We start from the raw sequence: 25470 nt of genomic DNA on the forward strand, positions 1-25470 counted from the left end.
ATTGTGCGGCCCCACCACCCCTGATGGCCAGGTGCGCACTTCCGGGACGGGTGAGCACTCCTGCTGCAACAGGCCCTTCCCGAGCGCCACTTGCTCGCCCGCACCGGCCCGGTGACCTGCGGCGACGTGGCCGCCAGGGCTCGCTCTACGCTGAGCCCCTGATCACCATCCACCGGCAGGAGCGAACCAGATGAACGACGTCGGGCACACGGCAGTTGCCCTCCGCGACGCCCATTTCCGGCTGAAGCGCCTGGCCCGCACCTGGGCGGAAGCCGGCACGGTGCGCGGACGGGAACCGCTGGGCCCGGCCTGGCAGTACTCGGACCACCCGGACGAGGCCTGCTACCTCGACGGCCAGACGCTCGAACTGGCCGGCGGCCTGACGCTGATCGCCCAACTGGCCGTCAGCTTCGCCACCACCGGCACCGACATGCTGGCGTCGGTCACCGTCGAGGACGACGAGGGCAACGTCACCGAGCTGCTGTCCACCGGCCCCGAGGAATTCCCCACGACCGCCACGGAGTTGGCCACCGAGATCGACCGGTGCCTGACCCGGATGGAACGCCTCGACCTCCCGCCCGCCCTCCGCTGACACCACGGAACGAGCCTACGGGCCGCAAGTTCGTCCTTCTCGTCCTTCTCGTGCTTCTCGTGCTTCTCGTGGTCGAACCGCCCCGCCGCCAGAGGAGAACACCCGGTGCGGGAAGATCGCCCCATGAGTTCGCCGACACCCGCCCGCCACCTCATCCGCCGTATCACCCCGGAGGATTGGCCCTCGCTCCGCGCGCTGCGCCTGGAGGCCCTCGAGGACTCGCCGACGGCGTTCAGCGTCACCCACGCCGCGACTGCGGCCCTCCCCGACGCGGACTGGCAGGCCCTGGCCACCGAGGCGGCGACCTCCCCTTCCGCGGCCCTGTTCGTCGCCCTCGACCCGTCCGCGCCCTCGGGTGCCTTCATCGGCATGGCGGGCGCCGCCCCGCTCCCGGACGTCCCGGAAACGGCCCACGTCCACGGCGTCTACGTCACCCCGGCCCACCGCGGCCCGGCAGGCCCGGCCGCGGCCCTCGTGGCGGCAGCCACAGCCTTCGCCGAGACCCACATCGACGTCACCCGACTGACCCTGGGAGTCCACGAGTCCAACGCCCGCGCCCAGTCCTTCTACGCCCGCCTGGGCTTCGAACCGACGGGCCTCCGCGTTCCGTACGCGCTCAACCCGGCCGAACAGCTCGTCATCCTCGGCTACCCGGCCTTCCGCCCCCGGGCCCGCTGACGGCACCGGCAGCCGGGAGCTCGTCGCCAGGTCCTGCCTGCCTGCCTGCGGGGCCTGCGAACCTCCGGGCACGGCCGCATCGCCGCACGTGACAAACCCGGCGACGCCGGCGGCCGTCGCCGGGATACTGGGCGCCCATGGATGAAGTCGAAGTCGTCGTCGCCCATTCCGAGCGTGCGACTCTGCGCGTCGGCGACGTGTTCCTGAAGGTGGACGCCGACGGCGCGCGCCTCGGCGCCGAGGTCGAGGCGATGTCTCTCGCACCGGTCCCGACCCCGGAAGTCCTGTGGTACCAACCGCCCGCGCTCGCGATGGCCGCTCTCCCGGGGACGACGCTCGGCCGCCTCGGCGGGCCGTCGACCGGATCGCCGGCGGCGTGGGCCGCGGCGGGCGCTGCCATCCGGAAGCTGCATGACGCACCGCTGCCGTCCCGACTCGGGCGGGCCGGGCGGAGCATCGCCGTGCTGGCGGCGGAACTTGACGCCGAGTGCGAGCTGCTCGTGGCGAACGGCGTCCTGCCCGCCGACCTGGTCACCCGCAACCGCCAGGTCGCCGAGGCGGCACTCCGCCCATGGACCCCGGCTTTCACCCACGGCGACCTGCAGATCGCGCACGTCTTCCTCGACGGTGACGAGGTCACGGGCATCATCGACTGGTCCGAGGCCGGCCGGGGCGATGCCCTGTACGACCTCGCCACCTTCACCCTCGGACACGAGGAACACCTCGCCGACGTCATCACCGGCTACGGCACCGACGTCGACCGCGAGGTGATCCACGCGTGGTGGTCGCTGCGAAGCCTGCTGGCGGTCCGCTGGCTGGTCGAGCACGGCTTCGACCCCTTCGCGCCGGGCTGCGAGGTCGACGTGCTGAGATCCCGGCTGTGAGGCCGCCGGACCCCAGGACTCCGGCCGGGAATCAGATCCGTCGCATCCGGTAGACGCAGGTCCGGTAGGGCATCTCGACACTGTCGCGGCCGGCCAGCGCCGGGTCGGTGGCGGCCAACTCGCCGATCTCCCGGTCCAGGCGGGCCTGTTGGGCGGCGTCGGCGGTCAGGTACGAGGAGCGGGACCGCACCAGGTCGACCAGTCGGTCCGTCGGGACGGTCACGGTGTGCTCGATCAGGCCGCGTTCGGGTTCGGTGAACCACGGCGTCACCGGCCCGTACTGCCAGGCATCTTCCAGGCCGTATCCCTCGTTGCCGACGATGCCGGAGAGCGCGGCCACCCACGGCGTCCGGTCGTCACGGATGTTCCACATCGGGGCGAAGACGCCGCCCTTGCGCAGCACCCGGTGAATCTGCGGCAGGGCGTCCTGCGGAGTGAACCAGTGGTACGCCTGCCCGACCACGACCGCGTCGACGGACTCGTCCGGCAACGGAATGTCCTCGGCGCTGCCGGCGAGCACCCGCGTGCCCGGGAGGCGTTCGGCGGCCACGGCACGCATCTGCTCGTCGGGCTCGACCGCGATCACCTCGTGACCGGCCGCACGCAACACACCGGCCAGCAGCCCGGTACCGGCCCCCAGGTCCAGGACGCGCACCGGCTCGGCACCGACGGCCCGGGCGACGGCCTGGACGGGGTAGGTGGGCCGGATCGAGTCGTACAGGCGGGCAGCGGCACCGAAGGACAGCGCTGAGGAGGACATGCTCGCGAGCGTACCCAGATTCGGTCGGCAGTACGGGCGTTACGGCAATCCCCAACACCCGCCGACGGCTGCGGGCCCCACCCCCCGCCACCCGAGCGGTCGGGTCCGGTGGCCACCACTGGCCCGAGTACGCGCGGCCTTTGCGTGCGGCTGCCACCGATTCGCCGCGAAACTGCCGGGGTTCCCGGCGCTGGCGGCGCGGACGGCTGTCTGGCGAGCCTGCCGTCCCCGCCGGAGGACTACCTCCCGACCTGGCACCGCGGCGGCCCGGAGCTGGTCCAGCCGCCGGCGGACTGGTGACGGCCGGTCAGTGAGCCCCACGTCCGCCCGTGTGGTTCGCCGCGGCGGGTGGGCGTGGGCGGTGCCGGCCGAAGCGGTGGCGGCGGCAGGATCCGGAAGGTCGTTGCCAGCCGCAGAGATGGGAGTGCCGCCGTGACCGCAACCGAGGAGCCGCAGCCGAAGCAGCAGGAGCCGAAGGAGCAGCAGGAGCCGGAGGTGAAGCCGTACCGCCACCCCGCCGCCGGGTGGGGCGCGGCGAAGTCGGTGGCGCGGGTGCTGGCGCGGACGGGTGAGTGGGTGGACGGGCCGCGGGCGGTGCTGCGGATGAATCACGAGAGCGGCGGGTTCGACTGCCCGGGGTGTGCGTGGCCGGACGACTACAAGGGCCTGCATCTGGACATCTGCGAGAACGGCATCAAGCACGTCACCTGGGAGATGACGGGCAAGCGGGTGGGGCGGGAGTTCTTCGCGGCGCACACCGTGGCCGAGCTGTCGGGGTGGAGCGATTTCGCGTTGGAGGACCAGGGCCGGCTGACCGAGCCGATGGTGTACGACGCGGAGACGGACAGGTACCTGCCGATCTCCTGGCAGCAGGCTTTCGAGCTGGTCGGCGGGGTGCTGCGCGGGCTGGACGATCCGAATCGGGCGGCGTTCTACACCTCGGGGCGCCTCGGCAACGAGGCGACGTTCCTGTACCAGTTGCTGGCCCGTGAGCTGGGCACCAACAATCTGCCGGACTGTTCGAACATGTGTCACGAGGCATCCGGCCGGGCGTTGACGGCCTCGCTCGGCACCGGGAAGGGAACGGCCGACCTGAAGGACTGGGAGGCGGCGGACGCGCTGTTCATCCTCGGCGTGAACGCGGCGTCGAACGCGCCGCGGATGCTGACCGCGCTGGCGGACGCGCACCGGCGGGGCGCGCAGGTGGTGCACGTCAATCCGCTGGTGGAGGCGGCGGCGACCCGGACCATCGTGCCGCACGAGTTCCTGGACATGGCGCTGCTGCGGGCGACGGCGACCAGCACGCTCAACCTGCAGGTGCGGATCGGCGGGGACCTCGCGCTGCTGCGGGCGATCGCGAAGGCGCTGCTGGAGCAGGCGGGGCACGATCCGCGGGCGCTGGACGAGGAGTTCGTCGAGCGGCACACCACGGGGTTCGCCGCGTACCGGGAGTTGTGCGAGCGCACGCCGTGGGAGGAGTTGGAGCGGCAGAGCGGGCTGAGCCGGGCGCAGTTGCTGGAGGCTGCGCGGGTGTACCGGGAGGCGGACCGGTCGATCTTCTCCTGGTGTCTGGGGGTGACGCAGCACGAGCACGGGGTGGACACCGTCCGGGAGATCGTCAATGTGCTGCTGCTGCGCGGGAATCTGGGCCGGGAGGGGGCGGGTCCGTCGCCGGTGCGCGGGCATTCGAACGTGCAGGGCAACCGGACCTGCGGGATCGACCACCGTCCGGCGCCCGCGTTCCTGGACCGGTTGGGGAAGGTGTGCGGGTTCGAGCCGCCGCGCGAGCACGGGCTGGACACGGTGGGGGTGATCGGGGCGATGGCGCGCGGCGAGGTGACGGTGTTCGTCGGGATGGGCGGCAACTTCGCGATGGCCGCGCCGGACACCGAGTTCACCCACCGGGCGCTGCGCAAGTGCGAGTTGACGGTGCAGGTGGCGACGAAGCTGAACCGCAGCCAGCTGGTGCACGGGCGGCGGGCGTTGATCCTGCCGTGTCTGGGCCGCACCGAGCAGGACCGGCAGCGCGGCGGGGTGCAGGCCACCTCGGTGGAGGACTCGATGAGCATGGTGCACCTGTCGGTGGGCATGCGGAAGCGCCCGGCGTCGGCGCAGTTGCTGTCCGAGCCGGCCATCATCGCGGGTATCGCGCGGGCGGCGCTGCCGGACAGCGCGACGCCGTGGGAGTGGTACGTGGAGGACTACGACCGGATCCGCGACACCATGGCGAAGGTGCTGGACGGTTTCGAGGACTTCAACCGTCGGGTGCGGCTGCCGCTGGGTTTCCGGATCAAGCAGCCGGCCCGTGAACTGGTGTTCCTCACCCCGTCGGGGAAGGCGGAGTTCTCCACGGCGCCGCTGCCGGACGTCCTGCCGAAGCCGGGGACGCTGGTGCTGGGCACCATGCGTTCGCACGACCAGTGGAACACCACCATCTACTCGGACAACGACCGCTACCGGGGCGTCAAGAACCTGCGCACGCTGGTCTTCATGAACCGTCAGGACATGCGCGAACGCCGGCTCGCCGAGCTCGACCCGGTCGACATCACCGCCACCGCGCGCGACGGTTCGACCCGCTCGCTGCACGGCTACCTGGCCGTCCCGTACGACCTGCCGCGCGGGTGCGCGGCCGGGTACATGCCGGAGATGAACGTGCTGTGCGCGCTGGGCGACTACAGCAGCCAGAGCGATCAGCCGATCATGAAGCACCTCAACGTGGTGATCAGCCCCGCTGCCACCAGGCCCTGACGGTCCGCCACCGCCCCCGCGCGGGGCGGGCCGCGCGGTCCGAGAGCAGCGCCCGGCCCTCGAACCGGCCGCCGGGCACCTCGACGGGCGCCTTCCGGTCGGCCTCGGCGAGCAGTTCGGCGTGCGCCGCGTACGAGGTGCCGCGCACCGCCTCCTCGTACGCGGCCAGCATTCCGCCGACCGCTGCGGCGGCTCCGCGGTGCCGCCGCAGCGCCTGCCCGGCCAGGCCGAGCAGGGTCAGTACGCCGGCCAGCACCGCCAGCGTGATCAGGTAGGGCAGCATCACCGCTCCATCGTCCGTCCCGACACTCGTCCGTCCAACGTCCGTATCGGGAGCGGCAGTTCCTCAGCCTCCCCCGGGGAGACCGAACAGTTCGGCGTACGCGGCGAGGCCGGTCAGCTCGATGTCGGAGCGGCGGGTGGGCTGCCAGTCGGCGCGGTCCAGGCGGAAGCGCTGGGTGACGGCGAGTTCGCCACGGCGGTTGTCGCGTTCGAGGCCGTCGGGGAGGTAGCCGAGCTTGCGGTAGATCGCGACGGAGGCGGCGTTGTCGGTGAACGAGCCGGAGATCGCCGACTCGGCGGCCAGGCCGTCGAAGGCGAAGTGCAGCATGGCGATCCGGGCCTCGGTGCCCAGACCGCGGCCGTGGTGCTCGATGCCCAGGGACCGGGCCCGTTCGACGGGTGTGCCGTAGGACCAGGTGGAGCGGAACGGGTGGGTGCCTGGCGCCCAACCCCTCGGGCGAGGAGGTGCACGCCGCCCAAATGGTTAAGCAAGTACTTGACCAATCGCTCCCGGCGGAGAATAGTGAAGTACATGCTTAACCATTCTGGTTCGCTGGACCGGGTGTTCCAGGCACTCGCGGACACCACCCGCCGCGCCGTCGTCGAGCGGCTGGTCCGCGGGCCCGCCTCCGTCAGCGAGTTGGCGCGGCCGCTTGCCATGTCGTTGCCGGCAGTGATGCAGCATCTACAGGTGCTGGAGGCGTGCGGGCTGGTCCGGTCCGAGAAGGTCGGGCGGGTGCGTACCTGCCACCTGGAGCCGGCCGTGCTGCGTGCGGCCGAGGGCTGGATCACGGCGCAGCGCACCGTTTGGGAACACCGTCTCGACCGCCTCGGCGACCACCTGTCCGCACAGCGCGACAGCCCGGATCAAGGGAGCACACCATGACCGACCGCCTGGTCACCCACGCCACGTTCACCCTCGAACGTCTCTACCCGGCCCCGCGGGCGGCGGTGTTCGCCGCCTGGGCCGCCCCGGAGGCCAAGGCCCGCTGGTTCGCCGGCCCGGACGCCGAGCACGCACTCGACTTCCGCGTCGGCGGCCGCGAGGTCAACCGCGGCCGCTCCGACACCGGCGCGGCGCTGACCTTCGAGTCCTGGTACCGCGACATCGTCCAGGACGAGCGCATCGTCTACACCTCCACCCTCTCCGAGAACGGGACGCTCGCGACGGTCTCCCTGACGACGGTCCAGTTCCACCCCGAGGACGGCGGCACCCGTCTGCTGCTCACCGAACAGGGCACCTTCCTCGACGGCCACGAGCAGCCGAGCTGGCGCGAACAGGGCACCGGCACCTGGCTCGACGCCCTCGCCGCCGAAGTCCTGCGCAGCACCGCGCAACGGTGACAACCACGAACGTCCGTGCCCAGCAAGGCCGTTGGCGGGTGCTGATGCTGCTGGGCGCGGCGTTCTCCCTGACCGTCCTCGACGGCACCAGCCTGCTCACCGCCCTGCCCGCGATCGGGCACCACCTCGGCCTGCGCGGCCCCGCCGTCCAGTGGACCGTGACGGTCTGCGCCCTGGCCTTCGGCAGGCTGCTGCCGCTGTGCGGCCGCACGGCGGATCTGCTGGGCCGTCGGCGGATGTTCCTCGCCGCAATGGCGCTGCGGGTCCTGGCCTCGCTGGCGTGCGGGCTCGCCCCGTCCGTCCAGGCCCTGGGCGCCTCCCGGGCGCGCTGATCGGCCTCTTCGTCCGGATCGAACGGCGATCGCCGTCCCCACTCGCCCCCCTGCGGTCCCTGCGCTCCCTGCGCTCACGCGGGCTGATCGGCGGCAACCTCCTCCTGCTCCTCGCCGGCATGACCGTCGACGGCATGCTCGTCACCCTCACCGCCTACCTGCAGCAGGCACTCGGCCGATCGGCGGCCCAATTCGGGCTGATGACAGCGGTGATGACCGTGACGGCCGCCGCAGGCGCCCTGCTGAGCCGGCGGATCCTGCCCCGCCTCGGCCCACGACGGGTGGCCGCCGCCGGCACCGCCCTGCTCGGTGCCGCCTGCCTGCTCCTCACCCGCACGCCCGCCAACAGCTCCCCCGGCCTGCTCGCAGCGGGTACTCGGCCGATCGGCGGCCCAATTCGGGCTGATGACAGCGGTGATGACCGTGACGGCCGCCGCAGGCGCCCTGCTGAGCCGGCGGATCTTGCCCCGCCTCGGCCCACGACGGGTGGCCGCCGCCGGCACCGCCCTGCTCGGTGCCGCCTGCCTGCTCCTCACCCGCACGCCCGCCGACAGCTCCCCCGGCCTGCTCGCGGCCGCACTGCTCCTGTTCGGCGCGAGGGCGCTGCCACGGTCTGCGCGCAGACCGCCGCACTGACCAGCGCCGCCGGCCCGGACCCGGGCGTCGCCGCCGCCCTCGCCGACGCCTCCTTCGCCCTCGGCACCGCCCTCGGCGCAGCCATCTGCACCGGCATCGCCACGGTCGGCGGTCGGGCACCGCTCGCCGGCCGGCAGTCCGCATTCGGCGCAGCCGCGATCTTCGCCGCACTCGCCCTGCTCACGGCGCTGACGCTCCTTGGCAAGCGGCCCGGCCCGTCCCCCGGGACGCTGACGGACGCTGACGGACGCTTCCGCCGGCACGCCGTCGACCTCGCTTCGAAGACCGACGCTGCGCCGCGACCGGCGCAGGCAGGTCAGGTCAGCTCCTCCGCGAGCAGGTCCATCAGCAGTCCGTCCTGCCAGGTGCCCGTCCGGTGGTCGCGCCAGTAGGCCCGCATGATTCCCACGGGCTTGAACCCGACCTTGGCGTAGCTGCGGATCGCCGCGGTGTTGGCCGCGGCGGGGTCGATGGTCAGCCGGTGGTGGCCGCGTTCGTGGACCAGCCAGTGGGCGAGGGTGCGGACGGCGTCGGTGCCGAGTCCCTTGCCGTGGTGGCGGGCCGTCAGGAAGATGTCGAGGCCGGCGTGCCGGTACTCGGGGTCGGTTTCTTCCGCGAACTGGATCGCTCCGATGACCTCGCCGTCGAGGACGACGGCAAGCATGCCCGCGAAGTCGTCGGGGGGCGACCACCACGCGGCGACTTCCGGCTCCCGCACGATCCTGCCGAGGACTTCCTCGTCCCCGACGGCCACCGACCGCAGTACGACCTTGCCCCCACGCAGTTCCATGCCCCTCACTATCCCCTCACGGCAGCCGGCAGCACCCGCGCCAGCGACTCCAGCGAGCGCAGCGCGTCGGCGCCGACCGGTGCGAGGACGACGGTGGTGGCGCCAGCCGCGTGCCGGGCCGCGATGGCCTCGCGCGCCTGGGCGGGCGTGCCCGCGATGGCGAGGGTGCGGACCCACTCGGCGGGGAGGGTGCGGGCGAACTCGGCGCCGTCGGGGCTGGCCGCACGGTGGGCGCGGAGGTCGGCGGCGAACGGGAGGGGGTCGAGGTGGGCGGCCCAGTCGGGTTCGCCGATCGCGGCCAGGCCGGGCCGGACCTGGTCGAGGGCGGCGCTCTCGTCGTCGTCGACCGCGGCGGCGTCGTAGGTGACGACGGTGGCCCCGGGGCCGAGGTGGAGGCGTGAACTCGCGATGTACGCGGGGGTGGCGGGTTCGGCCAGCAGCAGCCCGTCGGCGACTTCGCCCGCCGCGGCCTGCGACTTGGGGCCGCGCACACCGAGGACGACGGGCGGCACCACGTCCGGGAGTTCCGTCAACTGGACGCCCTCGCAGCGCACGTAGCGTCCGCCTGCGGGGCCGGGCTCGCCGCGCAGCAGGGTGCGCAGCGCGGTCGTGTACTCCTTGAGCAGGGTGAGGGGGCTGGCGGGCCAGGCGCCGGCGTCGCGCATCCAGCCGGGCATGCCGTGGCCGATGCCGGCGGTCACCCGGCCGGGGTGGAGCTGGGCGAGGGTGGCGAGTTCCATGGCGGCGAAGCAGACGTTGCGGGCGCCTGCGGGCATGATGCCGATGCCGACGGTGATCCGGTCGGTCACGGCGAGCGCGGTGGCGGCCTGGGCGACGCCGCCCCGCCAGCCGAGGTCCTCGACCACCCACAGTTCGTCGAAGCCCAGCTGTTCCGCCCGGCGCACGTACGGGATCAGGTCGCGGGCGGGCAGGTCGCGGGGCAGCATGACGCCGACCCGGCCTCGGACGCTGGTGGTGCTGGGCATCGGGGGCTCCTCACGTGCGCGGAACGGTCACCTCCGCGCCGCCGGCGCGGAAATCCGGTGATCTTACCGCCAGCCCCCGATGACCCCCCGTCAGAGCGTCGCACCCACCTGCTCGGCCGCCACCGGCTGGTCGCCGACCACCACCGGCGCCCGCCGGTCGGCGATCCACGACCCGACGGCGATCAGGAAGCCGATCACCGCCAGCCCGGCCCCGACCAGCGTCGGCGACGTCCAGCCGAGGCCGGCCGAGAGCGCGAGTCCGCCGAAGTACGCGCCCTGCCCGTTGGCCACGTTGAACGCGCCCTGGACGGTCGCGGAGGCCAGGGTGGGCGCCTTGCGGGCCTTGTCGATCACCAGGGTCTGCACGGTCGGGACGACCGCGAACCCGGCCATGCCGATCAGCACCACCGTCAGGGCGGCCGACCAGCGGGCGTGCGCGGTGACGGCGAACAGCGCGAGCGCGCCGGACATCGCGAGCAGCGCGCCGCACAGGGCGGGGCGCAGCGCGCGGTCGGCCGCGTAGCCGCCGATGACGTTGCCGATGGTCATGCCGACGCCGAACAGGGCGAGGACCAGGGTGACGGAGGAGTCGGCGAAGCCGGCCACCTCGGTGAGGGTGGGGGTGATGTAGCTGTAGCAGGCGAACAGTCCGGCGCAGCCGAAGACCACGGTGGCGAGGGCGAGCCAGAGTTGTCCGCTGCGGAAGGCGGAGAGTTCGCTGCGCAGTCCGGCGCCGGGGTGGGCGGGCAGCTGCGGGACGAGGCGGGCGATGGCGACGGTGCCGAGCAGGCCGATGGCGACCACGACGAGCATGGCGGCGCGCCAGCCGAGGTGCTGGCCGAGCAGGGTGGCGGCGGGGACGCCGACGATGTTGGCGACGGTCAGGCCGGAGAACATCACCGAGATGGCGCGGGCCCGCTGGTGCGGGGCGACCAGTTCGGCGGCGGCGACGGCGCCCGCGCCGAAGAACGCGCCGTGCGGCAGGCCGGTGATCAGCCGGGCGGCGGCGAGGAAGGCGAAGTTCGGGGCGAGCGCGCACAGCAGGTTGCCCGCGGTGAACAGCGCGACCAGGCCCACCAGGACGGCCTTGCGGGGCAGTCCGGCGGTGCGGGCGGTGAGCAGCGGGGCGCCGATCACCACGCCGGCCGCGTACGTCGAGATCAGCCATCCGGCCTGCGGGATGGAGACGTCCAGGCTGTGGGCGATCTGCGGGAGCAGTCCCATGGCGGCGAACTCGGTGGTGCCGATGGCGAACGCGGTGATGGCGAGGGCGACGAGCGCCAGGGGCATGGGGGTGCTCCACAACGAGGGGGTCAGTAGGTGCACCGACGGTATGTCAACGTTGTCAGCGCCAACCGATCCTACCGGGCCCCGCCCGTGGAGCACCCCCGCCGTCCGCGTACCGGGCGAAGGGCGCGCTTCCTCGGAAAATCGTTTGCCGCCGGCCGGGCGGGCCGGAATCATCCGGACGATGAGCGAGCAACTTCCCGAGCGCTGGACGAAGGCGGGCGTGTACCCCGACATGTGGGTGGACCCGGACGACGATCCGCGCAACACGAACGGATCGGCGCCGGACGGCGAACTGGCCACGTTCCAGGACTACTTGACGAACTACCGGCTGACGCTGCGGATGAAGTGCGAGGGCCTGTCGCCGGAGCAGCTCGCCCACCGCTCCGTCCCGCCGTCCACCATGTCGCTGCTGGGCCTGATCCGGCATCTCGCCGAGGTGGAGCGCGACTGGCGCAACTGGATCGCCCCGGGCGAGCCGGCGCCCAAGCTGTACGGCGATCCGGACGGCGACTTCGAGGGTGCGCTGCCCGAGCGATCGGTGGTGGACGGCGCGTTCGCCGACCTGGAGCGCGAACAGGCCGACACCGACGCCGAGTTCGCGAAGTTCCCGGACTTGGGCGCCCGGATCGGCCGCGACCACGACCCGGTCCGCGCCCTGTGGGTGCACCGCATCGAGGAGTACGCCCGCCACTGCGGCCACGCCGACCTGTTGCGCGAACGCGTCGACGGCCGCACCGGCCAGTAGTCCCCGCGCGGCCCGAAAACCATGTGCGCGCGGGCGGCCCCTGCCGTTAGCGTCGGACGTTTCCCGGAAATCGGACGCGGCATGGGGTGAAGCGGGATGAAGCGGGCCGGCGGGCTTGGTCGGGCGTTCGGGGTGCTGTGGTCGGCGTCGGCGGTGTCGACGCTCGGGGACGGGATCGTCGCGGCGGCGGCCCCGCTGCTGGTGACGTCGCTGACCAGGGATCCGGTGCTGGTCGGCCTGTCGGTGTTCGTCCAGCAGTTGCCGTGGCTGCTGCTGGCCCCGGTAAGCGGCGTGCTGGTGGACCGGGTGGACCGGCGGCGGCTGACGGTGGCGATGAACGCGGCGCGGGCCGCGCTGACGGCGGTGCTGGCGGGCGCGGTGTTCGCGGGGGTGGTCTCGCTGCCGCTGATCTACGCGGTGGGTCTGCTGCTGGGTGCCTGCGCGGCGCTGGGCGACAACGCGTCCGCCGTGCTGCTGCCCGCGCTCGTCCCGTCCGAGCAGCTGCCGCGCGCCAACTCCCGGATGTTCGGGGCCTATACGGTGCTCAACAAGCTGTGCGGCCCGCCGCTGGGCGCGGCCCTGTTCGGGGTGGCGGCCGGTGTGCCGATGACGGTCGACGCGCTGAGTTTCGCCGGCGCGGCCGTGCTGATCTCGATGCTGCCGCCGGTGCCGGGCAAGCAGCCGTCGGCGCCGGCGGCCGCCCGGGTGCCGGTGCGCCGTCAGTTCGGCGAGGCGGTGCGCTGGCTGTGGGCGAATCCGGCGGTGCGGACGCTGACGCTCGCGCTGTGCCTGATGAACGTGACGCTGATCGCCGGGTTCTCGATCATGGTGCTGTACGCCCGTGAGCACCTGGGGCTGTCCCCGTTCGGCTACGGCGCGCTGATGTCGGTCGGGGCGGTGGGCGGCCTGCTGGGGGCGGCGGTGGCGCCGCGGCTTCAGGCCCGGTTTTCGTCCTCGGTGCTGCTGCGCACCGGCCTGGTGCTGGAGACGCTGACGCATGTCGGTCTGGCGCTGGCGGGTTCGGCGTGGGTGGCGGGCGCGGTGCTGTGGATGTTCGGCGTGCACGGCGCGGTCTGGATGAACGTGGACCGGACGCTGGTGCAGCGCTCGGTGCCGGACGAGCTGCGCGGCCGGGTGATGAGCGTCTTCATGGCGCTGGCGGTCGGCGGTTCGGCGCTGGGCGCGCTGCTCGGCGGCCCGCTGGCCCGCGCGTTCGGCCTGACCGGGCCGTTCTGGTTCTCGGCGGCGGTGATGGCGGTGCTCACGCTGTTCGCCTGGCGCCCGTTCAGCCGCAGCATCGACGGCTACGACGCGGCCCCGGCCGCGCCGCGGCCGGTGGCGGCCACCACCAACTGACGGCCGGTCCGGCCCTGCCTGCCGCCGCGGGCCGCCCCGGCTGGGATATACCTGCGGGCAGTATCGGCGGCGAGCGGGGCGAGGTGGGTGCGGGTGATCCGGCGTCGGGTGCTGGTCTCGGGCACGGTGCAGGGCGTGTTCTTCCGCGACTCCTGCCGGCAGGCGGCGTCCCAGTCGGGCATCGCCGGCTGGGTGCGCAACCTGCCGGACGGGCGGGTGGAGGCCGTGTTCGAGGGCGACGAGGCGCCGGTGGAGGCGATGGTGGGGTGGATGCGGCACGGCCCGTCCCGGGCGGTGGTCGAGCACGTCGAGGTGATCGACGAGGAGCTGGAGGGCCTCCTCGTCTTCGCCATCACCGACTGAGGACAGACCCTACGGTTGCTGGTAGGTCCACGTCTCGTCGGGGAACACCCGGGCGAACCAGTGGGGTTGGACGTCGCGCAGCTTCAGGGTGCGCCAACGGGTCGGGTCCTCGGGGACGGGGACGCCCACCTCGACGTCGGGGCCGTACGCGAACAGCCGTTCCTGGCAGACGCCGCACGGGGCGAGTACCCAGAACCCGCTGCCGTCGTCGGCGAAGGTGACGCACACCGAGGCCACCACCTTGCGGTCGAGCTTGTACGCCTCGCAGATCGCGCCGGTCTCGTGGCACACCCGTACCGCGTTGTTCGGCGGCTCGGGCGCGGTGCTGGTCAGCACGGTGCCGTCGTCCAGCCGCAGCGCCGCGGCGCCGGCCCATTCCTGTCCGGGGAACCGGCGGCGGGTCAATTCGATTGCGGCATCGACGAGTTCTTGATCAACGGCCATGCCGCGAACGTTACCGGAGTGTGAAAACCCTTTGCGAGCCAATTCGGATCTTGACCACACTCCGGCCATGACGACCATCGACGACTCGAACCCGCCCGATCAACTCGCCGCCGTGAAACGGGATCTGAAGCTGTACCTCCAGGACGCCCGGGATGCTCTGCTGTGGAAGCTGGAGGGCCTGTCGGAGTACGACGTGCGCCGCCCGGTGACGCCGTCGGGGACGAACCTGCTCGGGGTGGTGAAGCATCTGACGGGCGCGGAGGCGGTCTACTTCGGCGAGACCTTCGGCCGTCCCTTCGACGGCGGGCCGGGCCTGTGGGTGGCGGGCGCCGCCGACGCCAACGACGATCTGTGGGCCCGCCCGGACGAGAGCCGCGAGGAGCTGCTCGCCGAGTACCGCCGGGTCTGGGCGCATTCGGACGCGACCATCGACGACCTGCCGCTGGACGCCCTCGGCCAGGTCCCCTGGCCGCCGCGCCACCACCTCACGCTCGGCCGGATCCTGCTCCACATGGTCGCCGAGACCCAGCGCCACACCGGCCAGGCCGACGTGGTCCGTGAACTCCTCGACGGCTCGACGGGATTGCGCCCGGGGGACGCCGTCCTCCCCGACGTCTCCCCCGACTGGTGGCCGGCCCACCACACCCGGGTCGAGCAGGCCGCACGCGAGGCCGCCCACGCGGCGGGCGAGAGCGTCCCGGACTGACAAGCGACCGCCGGCCGTCCCTCCGAGGGACGGCCGGCGGAACGAACAGGCGTCAGCTGTCGAAGCCGAGGCCCAGGGTGTCCATGGTCTTCAGCCACAGGTTGCGGCGGCCGCCGTTGCGGTCGGCACGGTCCAGCGACCACTTGGTGATGCCGATGCCGGCCCAGCGAACGGGCTCGGGCGGGAACGGCAGCGGCTTGCGGCGGACCATCTCCAGCGTGGTGAGCTCGGTGTTCTTGCGGGCCAGCAGGTCGAGCATCACCTCGGCGCCGAACCGGGTCGCGCCGACGCCGAGGCCGGTGTAGCCCGCGGCGAGCGCGACCTTGCCGTGGTAGGCGGTGTCGAAGAACGCGGAGAACCGGGTGCAGGTGTCGATCGCGCCGCCCCAGGCGTTGGTGAACTGGAGCCCCTCGAGCTGCGGGAAGGTCTCGAAGAAGTGCCGGGCGAGGGTCCGGTAGGTCTGCGGCCGGTGGTCGTACTCGTTGCGGACCTTGGCGCCGTAGTGGTAGATGGCGTCGTAGCCGCCCCACAGGATCCGGTTGTCGGCGGACAGCCGGTAGTAGTGGAACTGGTTGGCGCTGTCGCCGATGCCCTGCCGGCCCTGCCAGCCGATCGAGGCCAGCTGCTCGTCGCTGAGCGGCTCGGTCATCAGCGCGTAGTCGTACACCGGCACGGTGTAGGGGCGGATCCGCTTGATCAGCGAGGGGAACACGTTGGTGCCGAGCGCGACCTGGCGGGCGAACACCCGGCCGTAGGGGGTGCGCACGGCCATGCCGGAGCCGGACTCGGCGATGTCGGTGGCCCTGGTGTGCTCGAAGATCCGGACGCCGAGGCTCTCGCAGGCCTGCTTCAGGCCCCAGGCGAGCTTGGCGGGGTGGACCATGCCCACGCCGTCCTTGTCCCACAGCGCGCCGAGGTAGGTCGGCGAGTTGACCTGGGCGCGGATCGCGTCGGCGTCCAGCAGCTCGTAGTCGCCGTACTGCTTGGCGAGTTCGTACAGCTCGGCGAGTTCCTCGACCTGGTGCGGCTCGGTGGCGACGTCGAGTTCGCCGGTGCGCTCCCAGTCGCAGTCGATGCCGTACGTGGTGATGGCGTCCTCGATGGACTGCAGGTTGCGGGCGCCGAGCTGCTCGAGGGCGGCGAGTTCGTCCGGCCAGCGCTCGTGGCCGTTGCCGAGGCCGTGGGTGAGGCTGGCGGCGCAGAAGCCGCCGTTGCGGCCGGAGGCGGCCCAGGCGATCTCCTGGCCCTCGATCAGGACCACGTCACAGCCGGGGTCGCGTTCCTTGGCGATCAGCGCGGTCCACAGGCCGCTGTAGCCGCCGCCGACGACCAGCAGGTCGCAGCGGACGTCTCCGGTGAGCGCCGAGTTGGCCTGCGGACGACCGGGGTCCTCCAGCCAGAACGGGGTGGGCTTGGCGTCCCGCAGGGCGTGTACGGGGTCCATGTTCTCGGTTCCTTGCCTTGGGAGGGTGGCCGGCCCGGCCGTGGGGGCGGCCGGGCCGACTGCTGTGCCGTTCGCGGCGGTTATCGGTCCTCGTCCCCGGCCGCCTCCGGGCCGAGGTTGATGGTGTAGACCTTGCGGAGCGTCTCGTGGACGGTCCAGGTGGTGCGGTCGCCTTCGCGCAGCACCGCGAGGTCGCCGGGGCCGACCTCCAGGACGGGGCCGTCCTCGAAGGCGACGGTGGCCCGGCCGCTGAGGACGACGAACATCTCGTCGGCCTCGGTGTCGGTGACCACGCCGGGCGTGATCTGCCAGATCCCGCGGATCTGGCGGCCGTCGGCGGACTCCCAGACCACCTTGCCGGTGACCTCGGGGGTGCCGGAGACGATCTGCTCGGCATCGAGCGGTTCGGGTTCCAGCTCAACGTCCGGGACGTGCAAGGCGAAGCTGTTGATCATGCCTCGACGCTACCCGTTCCGGTGCCGGTGGCGGCCTTGTCACTGTGTGCCGGGTCCCACTGCGACCCTGACAGCCCGTAGGCGTCGCCGTGCACCGACCCGTTCGCGGCGGCGGCCCGGTCGAGCGCGGCGGACTCCTTGGCGGCCTTGCGCAGCGACAGCAGCGGGAAGAGCAGCAGCGCCGCGCCGACCACGATCAGGCAGTACTTGACGGCCTTGCCGCCCGCCTCGTTGTACTGCTCGATGGCGGCCCAGACGCTGATCGCGGTCAGGCAGACGGTGATCAGGCCGATGCTCCACCAGCCGCCGGGGATCTTGTAGGGACGCTCCAGTTCGGGCTCGCGGATGCGCAGCGCGATCAGCGCGGCGACCTCCAGCAGGATGCCGATGTTGGTGAGGAAGACGTCGAATACCACCAGGTTGCTGAAGCTGGAGAAGCAGAACAGTGCGTAGATGACGGACGATCCGATAATCGACGCCATCGGCATCCGGTAGCGCTTGCTCTCCTTGGAGACCCACGGGGGCAGGTAGCCGTCGCGGGAGAGCGCGGACGGCAGTCGGGAGTAGGAGGCGAGCAGCGCGGAGAACATCGCGACCGAGGCGAACAGGCCGCCGACGGTGACGGTGTACTGGAGCCAGGGGCCGGCCAGTTCACCGGCGATGTCGGGGAACGCGCCCTCGTCCCAGCTCTTCCACCCGTTCTCGCCGTCCGCACCGACCGCGAGCGCGGCGACCGAGGGCAGCAGGTAGCCGACGATGATCAGCAGGACGGACCAGAACAGCGCCTTGGGCAGGTGCTTCTTCGGGTTCTCCATCTCGCCGGCCACGGTGGAGACCGAGTCCCAGCCGGAGTAGTTCCACATCACGATGAACAGGCCGGAGCCGAAGGCGTTCCAGGTGGACTGGCCCTGTTCGGCGGTCAGCGGGGTGACCGGGTTGATGCCCTCGGTCAGCAGGTGGTAGCCGCCGATCGCGGTGAGGATCAGCATCGGGGTGAGGCAGATGATCGCGAACAGCACCGAGGAGTCGCCGACCCAGCCCGCGCCCATCAGGTTCAGCAGTGTAAAGATCACGATGACGCCGGCGCAGATCACCCAGTTCAGGTCCACGTCGAGGTTGTGGCCGGCGATCAGCGGGACGGTGAAGAACACGTGCTTACCGGGGGCGACGACGCCGATCAGGCTGGACAGGTACGAGGTGAACATGACCGGGTAGAGCGCCATGTCGACGAAGCTGCACACCCAGGCCAGCATGCCCTGCTGGAAGGCCCAGAATCGGCCGAGGCCGCGCTTGACCCAGTGGTAGTAGCCGCCCTCGACAGGGATGGCGGTGCCGAGTTCGGCGCAGACCAGGGCGTGCGGCACGCTGTAGATGAGCGGGGCGATCAGGATCAGCAGGATGCCCATGCCGGGCCCGGACGTCGAGAACAGCGACTCGATGCCGTAGGCGCCGCCGGAGACGCTGAAGAAGATCAGGGCGACCAGGGGAACCAGGCTCACGCGCTTGGGCGTTGCCCACCGGTGCTCCGGCGGGGCCACGGGGATGGCGGTCATTTTCACCTTGGCAATCGGGTGTCGGCTCGGATGTTGAGATGCACGAGTCTGGCCGCCCCGTTGACGTAGGACAATCATTCAATCTGTCAGACGTCTTGTTGCCCCCCTGACACTCTGGTGGGCCCCGCGGGCAAATCCGGCAGAGCCCACATCACCGCTGGTCAGAGCTTGTCCGGACGGGTTCAGGCGGTGCAGCCGGAGTCCGCGAGCACGAAATACCCGGCCGAGGTCTCCTTCAAGGTGTGAACCACGAACAGGTTCCACAGCCCCATGTTCTGGTTGGAGCCGTTCGCATATGCGTACCCGCCGCTCTGGTGGGCGCGGCCCGCCGAGACCTGGTTGTAGTTGTTGTCGGTGTAGCACTTGGGCGTGAACACACTGCCGGTGGTGGTCCCCGTCACGGCCGAACTCACCGTTCCCACCGCCCCGTTGGCGTCCACCGCCGCGACCGTCCAGGCGTACCCGGTGCCCGCGGTCAGCCCGGTGTCGGTGTACGTGGCGCCGGCGCTGGTGCCGACCTGCGCGCCGCCCCGGTACACGGTGTAGGACGCCGCGCCCGGTACCGCGTTCCAGCTCAGCGAGGCGGTGCTGTCCGTGGTGCCGGTGACGCTCAGGCCGCCCGGTGCGGGCAGCTGACCGTTGTTGCCGCTGCCGTCCAGACCCCAGAACAGACCGGTGTAGTACGACGAGCAGATGGTGTTCAGGAAGTAGGCGCCGGCCTGGCCGCAGTTGGCGGTACCGCTGCCCGGACTGACCGGCAGACCGTGACCCATCCCCGACACGCTGTACAGCTGCACCGCCGGCTTCCCGGCGCTGTCGTTGTACACGCTCAGCGTGGTGCCGCCGGGCAGCGACTGGGTGGCGGACGCGGTCTGCGGGATGCCCCACACATTGGTCCACTGGTCACGCAGCTCGGTGGCGTTGACCGGCGCCACGGTGGTGTCCGAACTGCCGTGCCAGATCGCCACCCGCGGCCACGGCCCGGCCCAACCCGGGTTCGACGCCCGCACCTTGTCGCCCCACTGGGCGGGCGTCAGATTCTGGCTGGCGTTCTGACAGCCGGACGCGGCGGACTGCGTCGTCGCGCACTGCGCGGGCAGACCGGAGGCGATCGAACCGCCCGCGAACACGTCCGGGTAGTCGGCCAGCAGATCGGCCGCCATGCCCGCGCCCGCCGACAGGCCCGTCACGTACACCCGCGACGGGTCACTGCCGTACAGCGCCACCGCCTTGCCCACCATCTGCTTGACCGACAGCGCCTCGCCCTTGCCCCGGGTGTCCTTGGAGCTGTCGAACCAGGAGAAGCAGGACAGCATGTTGTTGGTCGAGTTGGTCTGCGGGAACACCACCGCGAAGCCCCAGCGGTCGGCGAGCTGCGCCCAACCCGAGTTGCCGTAGTAGTCGTTGGCGGTCTGGGTGCAGCCGTGTAACGCCACCACCAGCGGCTTGCCGGTGGCCAGCCCGCTCGGGACGTAGCTGTACATCGCCAGGTTCCCCGGGTTGCTGCCGAACCCGGTGACCTGGCCGAGCCCCGCCGCCGAGGCCTGCGGGGCGCCGGTCAGCACACCTGCGGTCAGCACCGCTCCAGCGAGCAGTGCCTTTGCCCAGTGCCCGATCCGTCCCGTGCCGAAGTGTCCTGCCATGTGGGGGCTCCGCTCTCGCCGTGTGCTCATCTGCCTTGAGTGGGGGGTGGCCGAGCACGTTTGGCGTGAATCATCGGCGCGGACCAGGTGGCCGCCCATGGCCCCGCGCACCACCGAGGGGCCGACTGGCATGGTGGCGGCGGACATTGAGGCGCTCATCGGCTCCGCGCCGCGCCGATCATCCGACCGGTTCCGCCCACGGTCCGACGTGGCGGCGGCCGTTGAGCCGCTCATTCACTCCGCGCCGCATTGATCATTTGTCCGGTGCCACCCGCCCGCGCCTCCCACACCCGGGCGCGCCGCCCGGGTACCGTTCACCGGGTCATGCCCACGATCACCGACAAGCGGGATCCTTCGCAGCCGCGACCGATCCTCACCGCCCTCACCCGCCTGTCCCCGTTCCTGCTGATCGCCCTCGCGGCGGCCGCCGACAGCGAAACCCCCGCCGGCCAGCGCTACGACCGTTTCGTGGTGGCCGCCCCCGCGCTCGCCGCCGCCAGTTGGGGCCCCGCCGGGACACTCGCCATCGGCGGCCTCGCCGTGCTCACCGAAGTGGTGCTGGCCCTGATCCGCGACCACAGTGTCGGCGCAGCCGGCGCCTCGGTGATCGCCGCGACCGTCACCGTCACGCTGGCCGCCGCGTACTCCGCCGCCCAACGGGTGCACCGGGAACGCGACCTGGCGATGGTCCGCTCGGTCGCGCAGACCGCCCAGGAGGTGGTGCTGCGTCCACTGCCCGACCGGATCAACAGCGTCGACCTCGCCCTCTACTACACGGCCGCCGCCGAACAGGCCCAGATCGGCGGCGACTTCTACGAGGCCGTACGAACCCCCTTCGGGGTGCGGATCATCCTCGGCGACGTCCAGGGCAAGGGCCTCCCCGCCGTCGAGATGGCGGCCGCACTGCTCGGCTCGTTCCGCGAAGCCGCCTACGACTCCAAGGACCTCCCCGCCCTCGCCAGCCGCCTGGAGACCGGCCTGCACCGCTACGCCGAGCGGGCATCCTCACCCGACGCCGCCGAACGCTTCGCCACCGCCGTCCTGTTGGAGATCCCCGACGACCGCCCCGAGGCCCGCCTCCTCAACTGCGGCCACCCGCCACCCGTCCTGATCCAGCCCCACGGCGTCCGCCTCCTCGAACCCGAGGTCCCCCTGCCGCCACTCAACCTGTCCGCCCTGGTCGCCTCCGACTATCGCTCCGCGACCGTCCCCTTCGGCCCCGGCGACCGCGTCCTCCTCTACACCGACGGCGTCTCCGAAACCCGCGACCGCCACGGCGAGTTCTACCCCCTCCCCGACCGCCTCGCCGGCTGGACCACCGCCCCCTCCCCCACCGTCCTCCACAACCTCCGCCGCGACCTCCGCCACTACGCCGGCGGCCCACCCGACGACGACGTCGCCGCCCTCCTCGCCACCCGCCACACCGAACCTGACGGCCCGTCCGGGCACTGACGGACCGTCGATCCGTTCGACAGGGGCGCGGGGAACTGCGCGAAGCGGAAGGATCCTTAGGAGATCAGAACGGAACCGGCAGCCCGGCCTCGCGCAGCCGGGCCAGGGCCGCCGACATGCAGTGCTGCACCGTCCTCCCGTCCGCCCGGATGCCGTGCTCCAGGGGACCCCCGCTTGCGGCGAACGTCCACGCCGGTGCGTTGTCGGCCACCCGCTCGGCGTCCACCCTGATCATCGCGTTCACGCCCTGCTCGCCCAGCCATTCCAGGACGAGGAGCGTCACGTCCTCGACGCTACTGTCCTGGTCGGTCTTCGGCCCGCGGCCCTGGTTCATCGTCATGATCCTTACCCTACTGAGGGGTTCGAAGGTCTCAGCAGCCGGTTTCCCTTCCGACAAAGAGCCCGGCGCACTCGCCGGCGAAGGCACAGAGCTGCTCGACGACCTTCCGGTACTCCTGCGGATTCCGCACCGTGTTCGTTGTGGCCTCGGTCCACTGCTGCCACAGGCCGCGAATCGCCGGACCAGGTCCATCAACTCAGGGTCGGTGTTGGGACGACGCATGGCTGCATCTTCGCCCGGTGAGAACCCCGGCTGCCAGCACTTTACCCAGCGGCACCTGCGCTGACGGGGAGGCGACCGGGCGGTAACCTCGGGGCCGTTGCCATCGACGAAGGAGCCTCCGGTGTCCGATGACCGTTCCGCCTCCCCGCTGCGGATCGCCGTGTTCGGGGCGGGCAGCGTCGGCTGCCGTCTTGGTGGGGCGCTGTCGGCCGTCACCGAGGTGACGCTGATCGGGCGTCCGGCGGCGATGGCCGAACTCGACCGTGCGGGGCTGACGTTGACCGGGCCGGGCGACCGTCGGCTGCGGGCCCGGCCGGGCACTGCGGTGGATGCCTCGGCCGCTGCCGGGGCCGACTACGTGCTGGTGACCGTCAAGTCGTCGGACACCGCCGAGGCCGCCCGTGAGCTCGCCCCGCACCTGGACGAGCGGACCACCGTGATCAGTTTCCAGAACGGGCTGCACAACGCCCGCCTGCTCGCCGAAGCCCTCCCGGGGCTCCGGGTGCTGGCCGGGATGGTTCCGTACAACGTGGTCCGCACCGGGCCGGGCGCGTTCCACCAGGGCACCGACGGCCGCCTGATGCTCGAACGTGCCGACACCGCAGAGCGGTTCGCCGCCGTGGCGCTGGCGGCCGGGCTGCCGGTGGAGTTGCGTGGCGACATGCCGCAGGTGCAGGCGGCGAAGTTGCTGCTCAACCTGAACAACGCGGTGAACGCGCTGTCCGGGCGGCCGCTCCGCGAGCAACTCGGCAGCAGGCCATACCGGTTGGTGCTGGCGCGATGTCAGCGTGAGGGTCTGGCGGCGTTGCGGGCGGCGGGGCTGGTGCCGGCCCGGCTCGGTCCGGTTCCGGCGTCGTGGATGCCCGCCGTACTGAGGCTGCCGGACGGGCTGTTCCGGCGGCTCGCGGCGGCGAGTCTGCGGGTGGACGCGCAGGCCCGGTCCTCGATGTGGGAGGACCTGCAGCGTGGCCGCCGCACCGAGGTCGACGAACTCCAGGGCGAGGTGCTGGCCCTCGCCGCCCGGCACGGGCTGGCGGCGCCCGCGAACCGGCGGCTGCTGGAGCTGGTCCGGGAGGCCGAGTCCGCGCCGACCCCGCCGTCCTGGTCAGGGCCCGAACTGCTGGCCGCACTCGGCACCCGGGCGCAGTGATCCTGCGGGGTCCGGCACTGACGGTGGCTCGATGTGACGTTCAGCCTCGGTACGGCAGCCCCCGCAACAGCACTTGCCGCCACGGCCGTCGAGGTCACCGGGACTGCTGATCGCCCGGCTGCCGCACCGTCACGTTGCTGGTGTCGACCCGGCCGATCTGCAGGGCGATGCCGTGCACGTCGGCGGTGATCTCGTTGTGGATGGTGGTCACCTCGATGCGCGGCCCGGCGCCCTGCGGGGCGATCTCGTCGAGCAGGGCGCGCAGTTCGGCGACGGCGGTCGGGTCCTCGCGCAGGACGGTGAGCAGCCGCTGTTCCCAGTCCTGCCGGACGGTCTCGCGGACCGCGGGCAGGCCGTTCTCCTCGGCGTCGAGGACCTCGGCGTAGGCGAGTTCCATCCGGGCGTCCTCCACCCGGCTCTCCCGGCCGCGGGTGAGCAGCCGGCCGACCCGATCACGCACCTGCCCCCACAGGTCGGTGGCCACCGCGCCGACCAGCGCCGTCGCCCCGGAGGCCGCCAGTTCGGCCAGTTCGGTCCCCACCATGTCGTTGCCGCCCCTCGTTGTCCGTGTGCTGCTCCCCCTAGCCTAGTGCTGTGACCGCATAGGTTCGCCGGGTTGGTGGTGGCGACGCCTGAACCGGTTGGATGTGGACCGACGTCCGATTCGGTATGGGGAGGCATGGTGGCGGAGCCGGTCAGGGTTCGCAGGCTGACAGATCAGGAGGGGCAGCAGCTGCAACGAATCGTGCGCCGAGGCAGCACGAACACGGTGCGCTACCGGCGGGCGATGATGCTGCTGGCCTCCGCCGGCGGCAACCGAGTGCCGGTCATCGCCCAGCTGGTCCAGGCCGACGAGGACACAGTGCGGGACGTGATCCACCGGTTCAACGAGATCGGCCTGGCCTGCCTGGACCCTCGGTGGGCGGGAGGCCGTCCCCGCCTTCTCAGTACTGACGACGAGGACTTCGTCGTCCAGACGGCCACCACCCGCCCGACGAAACTCGGGCAGCCCTTCACCCGCTGGTCGATTCGCAAACTGCTCGCCTACCTGCGCAAGGTCCACAGCCGGGTCATCAGGATCGGCCGCGAGGCCCTGCGATGCCTGCTGGCCCGACGGGCCGTCACCTTCCAGCGCACCAAGACCTGGAAGGAGTCCACCGACCCCGACCACGACGCGAAACTCGACCGAATCGAGCACGTCCTGGAACGTTTTCCCGACCGCACGTTCGCGTTCGACGAGTTCGGGCCGCTCGGCATCCGCCCCACCGCCGGCAGCGGCTGGGCCGAGCAAGGCCGCCCCGACCGATTGCCTGCCACCTACACGCGCACCCAAGGCGTCACCTACTTCCACGGTTGCTACTCGGTCGGCGACGACACCCTGTGGGGCATCAACCATCGCCGCAAGGGCACGGCGAACACCCTGGCCGCGCTCAGGTCGATCCGAGCCGCCCGCCCGGACGGCGCACCGGTCTACGTGATCCTGGACAACCTCTCCGCCCACAACGGCAAGAGGATCCTGCGCTGGGCGAAGAACAACAACGTCCACCTGTGCTTCACTCCGACCAACGCGTCCTGGGCCAATCCGATCGAGGCGCACTTCGGACCGCTGCGGCAGTTCACCCTGGCGAACTCGAACCATCCGAACCACACGGTCCAGACCCGCGCGCTGCATGCCTACCTGCGCTGGCGCAACGCCAACGCCCGGCACCCCGATGTCCTGGCCGCACAACGCAAGGAGCGCGCCCGCATCCGCAGCGAGAAAGGCATCCGCTGGGGCGGCAGACCCCTACAAACTGCGGCCTGACCATCGGAACTGCTCGTCCGGTTCCTCCCGTCGCCTCAGCACCCCCGCTGCAACCAGTTGAAGAAGCACCTCGTGCAACGCATCACCCAATGGGTTGTCAGTCCAGAACACCGACTTGACCTGTGCGAACGTCACGGACTCGTCAAAGATGCCCAACGAGCGGCCCGCCACGAAGGCAGCACCATCCCAATCGGTCCAGCCCGCCAGGCCCTCAGAAAGATTCACGAACCGATCGTGCCGGCCTACGGCCGAACCCGGTAAACGTTTTCAGCCAGAGCACTAGTAGGGCTTGGTCAGGTTCGTAGGGGTATGGGTATGTTGCGGTGGCAGGTGGGGCAGGTGCCGGCCCAGGTGGCGAGGATGGTCTGCAGCTCGCGGACGACCTGGTAGAGGCTCAGGCCGCTGCCGTTGCTTTTGGGGCCCGGGCCAGCCTCCGCAGGGTGCAGAAGGCGTGGGCCAGGGCGACGAGGG

Annotated in this window: 28 protein-coding genes and 1 pseudogene; 15 read left to right on the top strand and 14 right to left on the bottom strand. The window is 71.7% G+C overall.

The window, feature by feature from the left end:
- Positions 1-190 precede the first annotated feature (190 nt).
- The 3 genes from ACFYS8_RS35605 to ACFYS8_RS35615 all read left to right on the top strand — a co-directional run bounded on the left by ACFYS8_RS35605 (position 191) and on the right by ACFYS8_RS35615 (position 2154).
- A complete protein-coding gene (locus tag ACFYS8_RS35605) occupies positions 191-592 on the top strand; it encodes a hypothetical protein (RefSeq protein WP_387649564.1) in 402 nt (133 codons plus the stop codon).
- Between the two features lie 123 nt (positions 593-715).
- Positions 716-1270, top strand: a complete 555-nt coding sequence (locus ACFYS8_RS35610; protein ID WP_387649567.1) for a GNAT family N-acetyltransferase — start codon at positions 716-718, stop codon at positions 1268-1270.
- Positions 1271-1407: 137 nt separating this feature from the next.
- Entirely contained in the window at positions 1408-2154 is a 747-nt protein-coding gene (locus tag ACFYS8_RS35615; RefSeq protein ID WP_387649570.1) for a phosphotransferase family protein, read from the top strand.
- A gap of 31 nt (positions 2155-2185) precedes the next feature.
- Here the strand turns inward: ACFYS8_RS35615 and ACFYS8_RS35620 are convergent, their stop codons facing one another.
- Positions 2186-2914: a class I SAM-dependent methyltransferase gene (locus ACFYS8_RS35620; protein ID WP_387649573.1), complete on the bottom strand. Its 729-nt coding sequence runs from the start codon at positions 2912-2914 to the stop codon at positions 2186-2188.
- 495 nt (positions 2915-3409) lie between these two features.
- On the opposite strand from ACFYS8_RS35620, the gene ACFYS8_RS35625 reads away from it, so the two are divergent.
- Positions 3410-5662 (top strand): FdhF/YdeP family oxidoreductase, encoded by a 2253-nt coding sequence (locus ACFYS8_RS35625; RefSeq protein WP_387649631.1) that lies wholly within the window; start codon positions 3410-3412, stop codon positions 5660-5662.
- Here the strand turns inward: ACFYS8_RS35625 and ACFYS8_RS35630 are convergent.
- A complete protein-coding gene (locus ACFYS8_RS35630) occupies positions 5637-5945 on the bottom strand; it encodes a hypothetical protein (RefSeq protein ID WP_387649575.1) in 309 nt (102 codons plus the stop codon). The genes ACFYS8_RS35625 and ACFYS8_RS35630 overlap by 26 nt on opposite strands.
- A gap of 63 nt (positions 5946-6008) precedes the next feature.
- A pseudogene (locus ACFYS8_RS35635) lies at positions 6009-6329 on the bottom strand (GNAT family N-acetyltransferase); the annotation flags it as partial.
- Positions 6330-6476: 147 nt separating this feature from the next.
- On the opposite strand from ACFYS8_RS35635, the gene ACFYS8_RS35640 reads away from it, so the two are divergent.
- The 4 genes from ACFYS8_RS35640 to ACFYS8_RS35655 all read left to right on the top strand — a co-directional run bounded on the left by ACFYS8_RS35640 (position 6477) and on the right by ACFYS8_RS35655 (position 8256).
- Entirely contained in the window at positions 6477-6830 is a 354-nt protein-coding gene (locus ACFYS8_RS35640; protein ID WP_387649578.1) for an ArsR/SmtB family transcription factor, read from the top strand.
- Positions 6827-7288: an SRPBCC domain-containing protein gene (locus tag ACFYS8_RS35645; protein ID WP_387649581.1), complete on the top strand. Its 462-nt coding sequence runs from the start codon at positions 6827-6829 to the stop codon at positions 7286-7288. The genes ACFYS8_RS35640 and ACFYS8_RS35645 overlap by 4 nt, the downstream gene beginning before the upstream one ends.
- Complete coding sequence (locus ACFYS8_RS35650) at positions 7285-7620, top strand: MFS transporter (RefSeq protein WP_387649583.1); 336 nt, start codon at positions 7285-7287, stop codon at positions 7618-7620. Before ACFYS8_RS35645 ends, ACFYS8_RS35650 begins: the two co-directional genes overlap by 4 nt.
- A 405-nt stretch (positions 7621-8025) precedes the next feature.
- A complete protein-coding gene (locus ACFYS8_RS35655) occupies positions 8026-8256 on the top strand; it encodes a hypothetical protein (RefSeq protein WP_387649586.1) in 231 nt (76 codons plus the stop codon).
- A 316-nt stretch (positions 8257-8572) separates the two neighbouring features.
- Here ACFYS8_RS35655 and aac(6') read toward each other — a convergent pair whose 3' ends face one another.
- The 3 genes from aac(6') to ACFYS8_RS35670 form a co-directional block, all read right to left on the bottom strand.
- On the bottom strand, positions 8573-9046 hold the full coding sequence (gene aac(6'), locus ACFYS8_RS35660; protein ID WP_387649589.1) for an aminoglycoside 6'-N-acetyltransferase: 474 nt from the start codon (positions 9044-9046) through the stop codon (positions 8573-8575).
- A gap of 8 nt (positions 9047-9054) precedes the next feature.
- Positions 9055-10032, bottom strand: coding sequence for an LLM class flavin-dependent oxidoreductase (locus tag ACFYS8_RS35665; RefSeq protein WP_387649591.1), 978 nt, complete (start codon positions 10030-10032; stop codon positions 9055-9057).
- 90 nt (positions 10033-10122) lie between these two features.
- Positions 10123-11322, bottom strand: coding sequence for an MFS transporter (locus tag ACFYS8_RS35670; protein ID WP_387649594.1), 1200 nt, complete (start codon positions 11320-11322; stop codon positions 10123-10125).
- 181 nt (positions 11323-11503) lie between these two features.
- Between ACFYS8_RS35670 and ACFYS8_RS35675 the strand changes: the two genes are divergently transcribed.
- From ACFYS8_RS35675 to ACFYS8_RS35685, 3 genes are all read left to right on the top strand, one after another.
- Complete coding sequence (locus ACFYS8_RS35675; protein ID WP_387649597.1) at positions 11504-12067, top strand: DinB family protein; 564 nt, start codon at positions 11504-11506, stop codon at positions 12065-12067.
- A gap of 96 nt (positions 12068-12163) precedes the next feature.
- Positions 12164-13423 (top strand): MFS transporter, encoded by a 1260-nt coding sequence (locus ACFYS8_RS35680; protein ID WP_387649599.1) that lies wholly within the window; start codon positions 12164-12166, stop codon positions 13421-13423.
- Positions 13424-13516: 93 nt separating this feature from the next.
- Positions 13517-13786 (top strand): acylphosphatase, encoded by a 270-nt coding sequence (locus tag ACFYS8_RS35685; RefSeq protein ID WP_387649602.1) that lies wholly within the window; start codon positions 13517-13519, stop codon positions 13784-13786.
- 9 nt (positions 13787-13795) lie between these two features.
- Here ACFYS8_RS35685 and ACFYS8_RS35690 read toward each other — a convergent pair whose 3' ends face one another.
- Positions 13796-14230, bottom strand: coding sequence for a cytidine deaminase (locus ACFYS8_RS35690; RefSeq protein ID WP_387649605.1), 435 nt, complete (start codon positions 14228-14230; stop codon positions 13796-13798).
- Positions 14231-14297: 67 nt separating this feature from the next.
- Here ACFYS8_RS35690 and ACFYS8_RS35695 point away from each other — a divergent pair, with 67 nt between their 5' ends.
- A complete protein-coding gene (locus tag ACFYS8_RS35695) occupies positions 14298-14936 on the top strand; it encodes a DinB family protein (RefSeq protein ID WP_387649608.1) in 639 nt (212 codons plus the stop codon).
- 52 nt (positions 14937-14988) lie between these two features.
- Here ACFYS8_RS35695 and ACFYS8_RS35700 read toward each other — a convergent pair whose 3' ends face one another.
- The 4 genes from ACFYS8_RS35700 to ACFYS8_RS35715 all read right to left on the bottom strand — a co-directional run bounded on the left by ACFYS8_RS35700 (position 14989) and on the right by ACFYS8_RS35715 (position 20031).
- Positions 14989-16380 (bottom strand): NAD(P)/FAD-dependent oxidoreductase, encoded by a 1392-nt coding sequence (locus tag ACFYS8_RS35700; protein WP_387649610.1) that lies wholly within the window; start codon positions 16378-16380, stop codon positions 14989-14991.
- 80 nt (positions 16381-16460) lie between these two features.
- Positions 16461-16835, bottom strand: coding sequence for a cupin domain-containing protein (locus tag ACFYS8_RS35705; RefSeq protein WP_387649612.1), 375 nt, complete (start codon positions 16833-16835; stop codon positions 16461-16463).
- Positions 16832-18334: an APC family permease gene (locus tag ACFYS8_RS35710; RefSeq protein ID WP_387649615.1), complete on the bottom strand. Its 1503-nt coding sequence runs from the start codon at positions 18332-18334 to the stop codon at positions 16832-16834. The genes ACFYS8_RS35705 and ACFYS8_RS35710 overlap by 4 nt, the downstream gene beginning before the upstream one ends.
- Positions 18335-18570: 236 nt before the next feature.
- Positions 18571-20031, bottom strand: a complete 1461-nt coding sequence (locus ACFYS8_RS35715) for a PHB depolymerase family esterase (RefSeq protein WP_387649618.1) — start codon at positions 20029-20031, stop codon at positions 18571-18573.
- Positions 20032-20355: 324 nt separating this feature from the next.
- Between ACFYS8_RS35715 and ACFYS8_RS35720 the strand changes: the two genes are divergently transcribed.
- Positions 20356-21483 (top strand): PP2C family protein-serine/threonine phosphatase, encoded by a 1128-nt coding sequence (locus ACFYS8_RS35720; RefSeq protein ID WP_387649621.1) that lies wholly within the window; start codon positions 20356-20358, stop codon positions 21481-21483.
- 64 nt (positions 21484-21547) lie between these two features.
- On the opposite strand, the gene ACFYS8_RS35725 is transcribed toward ACFYS8_RS35720, so the two are convergent.
- Positions 21548-21823, bottom strand: a complete 276-nt coding sequence (locus ACFYS8_RS35725) for a hypothetical protein (protein WP_387649623.1) — start codon at positions 21821-21823, stop codon at positions 21548-21550.
- Positions 21824-22166: 343 nt separating this feature from the next.
- Here ACFYS8_RS35725 and ACFYS8_RS35730 point away from each other — a divergent pair, with 343 nt between their 5' ends.
- A complete protein-coding gene (locus ACFYS8_RS35730) occupies positions 22167-23195 on the top strand; it encodes a 2-dehydropantoate 2-reductase (RefSeq protein WP_387649625.1) in 1029 nt (342 codons plus the stop codon).
- A 94-nt stretch (positions 23196-23289) separates the two neighbouring features.
- Here the strand turns inward: ACFYS8_RS35730 and ACFYS8_RS35735 are convergent, their stop codons facing one another.
- Positions 23290-23739: a hypothetical protein gene (locus ACFYS8_RS35735; RefSeq protein WP_387649627.1), complete on the bottom strand. Its 450-nt coding sequence runs from the start codon at positions 23737-23739 to the stop codon at positions 23290-23292.
- Between the two features lie 138 nt (positions 23740-23877).
- On the opposite strand from ACFYS8_RS35735, the gene ACFYS8_RS35740 reads away from it, so the two are divergent.
- A complete protein-coding gene (locus ACFYS8_RS35740; protein ID WP_387649634.1) occupies positions 23878-24999 on the top strand; it encodes an IS630 family transposase in 1122 nt (373 codons plus the stop codon).
- On the opposite strand, the gene ACFYS8_RS35745 is transcribed toward ACFYS8_RS35740, so the two are convergent.
- Positions 24982-25224 carry a hypothetical protein gene (locus ACFYS8_RS35745; protein ID WP_387649629.1) on the bottom strand — a complete coding sequence of 81 codons (243 nt, stop codon included), beginning with the start codon at positions 25222-25224 and terminating at the stop codon, positions 24982-24984. The two genes, ACFYS8_RS35740 and ACFYS8_RS35745, sit on opposite strands and share 18 nt — an antisense overlap.
- Between the last annotated feature and the right edge of the window lie 246 nt (positions 25225-25470).

It is taken from the genome of Kitasatospora sp. NPDC004615, from assembly GCF_042873545.1.
In the GTDB taxonomy this organism is placed as follows: Bacteria; Actinomycetota; Actinomycetes; order Streptomycetales; family Streptomycetaceae; genus Kitasatospora.

Bases quoted from the DNA above. Each gene is read 5' to 3' on its own strand.
- ACFYS8_RS35605 (WP_387649564.1), top strand. From the start codon at position 191: ATGAACGACGTCGGGCACACGGCAGTTGCCCTCCGCGACGCCCATTTC.
- ACFYS8_RS35610 (WP_387649567.1), top strand. From the start codon at position 716: ATGAGTTCGCCGACACCCGCCCGCCACCTCATCCGCCGTATCACCCCG.
- ACFYS8_RS35615 (WP_387649570.1), top strand. From the start codon at position 1,408: ATGGATGAAGTCGAAGTCGTCGTCGCCCATTCCGAGCGTGCGACTCTG.
- ACFYS8_RS35620 (WP_387649573.1), bottom strand. From the start codon at position 2,914: ATGTCCTCCTCAGCGCTGTCCTTCGGTGCCGCTGCCCGCCTGTACGAC.
- ACFYS8_RS35630 (WP_387649575.1), bottom strand. From the start codon at position 5,945: ATGCTGCCCTACCTGATCACGCTGGCGGTGCTGGCCGGCGTACTGACC.
- ACFYS8_RS35640 (WP_387649578.1), top strand. From the start codon at position 6,477: ATGCTTAACCATTCTGGTTCGCTGGACCGGGTGTTCCAGGCACTCGCG.
- ACFYS8_RS35645 (WP_387649581.1), top strand. From the start codon at position 6,827: ATGACCGACCGCCTGGTCACCCACGCCACGTTCACCCTCGAACGTCTC.
- ACFYS8_RS35655 (WP_387649586.1), top strand. From the start codon at position 8,026: ATGACAGCGGTGATGACCGTGACGGCCGCCGCAGGCGCCCTGCTGAGC.
- ACFYS8_RS35665 (WP_387649591.1), bottom strand. From the start codon at position 10,032: ATGCCCAGCACCACCAGCGTCCGAGGCCGGGTCGGCGTCATGCTGCCC.
- ACFYS8_RS35670 (WP_387649594.1), bottom strand. From the start codon at position 11,322: ATGCCCCTGGCGCTCGTCGCCCTCGCCATCACCGCGTTCGCCATCGGC.
- ACFYS8_RS35675 (WP_387649597.1), top strand. From the start codon at position 11,504: ATGAGCGAGCAACTTCCCGAGCGCTGGACGAAGGCGGGCGTGTACCCC.
- ACFYS8_RS35680 (WP_387649599.1), top strand. From the start codon at position 12,164: ATGAAGCGGGCCGGCGGGCTTGGTCGGGCGTTCGGGGTGCTGTGGTCG.
- ACFYS8_RS35690 (WP_387649605.1), bottom strand. From the start codon at position 14,230: ATGGCCGTTGATCAAGAACTCGTCGATGCCGCAATCGAATTGACCCGC.
- ACFYS8_RS35695 (WP_387649608.1), top strand. From the start codon at position 14,298: ATGACGACCATCGACGACTCGAACCCGCCCGATCAACTCGCCGCCGTG.
- ACFYS8_RS35700 (WP_387649610.1), bottom strand. From the start codon at position 16,380: ATGGACCCCGTACACGCCCTGCGGGACGCCAAGCCCACCCCGTTCTGG.
- ACFYS8_RS35705 (WP_387649612.1), bottom strand. From the start codon at position 16,835: ATGATCAACAGCTTCGCCTTGCACGTCCCGGACGTTGAGCTGGAACCC.
- ACFYS8_RS35715 (WP_387649618.1), bottom strand. From the start codon at position 20,031: ATGGCAGGACACTTCGGCACGGGACGGATCGGGCACTGGGCAAAGGCA.
- ACFYS8_RS35720 (WP_387649621.1), top strand. From the start codon at position 20,356: ATGCCCACGATCACCGACAAGCGGGATCCTTCGCAGCCGCGACCGATC.
- ACFYS8_RS35725 (WP_387649623.1), bottom strand. From the start codon at position 21,823: ATGACGATGAACCAGGGCCGCGGGCCGAAGACCGACCAGGACAGTAGC.
- ACFYS8_RS35735 (WP_387649627.1), bottom strand. From the start codon at position 23,739: ATGGTGGGGACCGAACTGGCCGAACTGGCGGCCTCCGGGGCGACGGCG.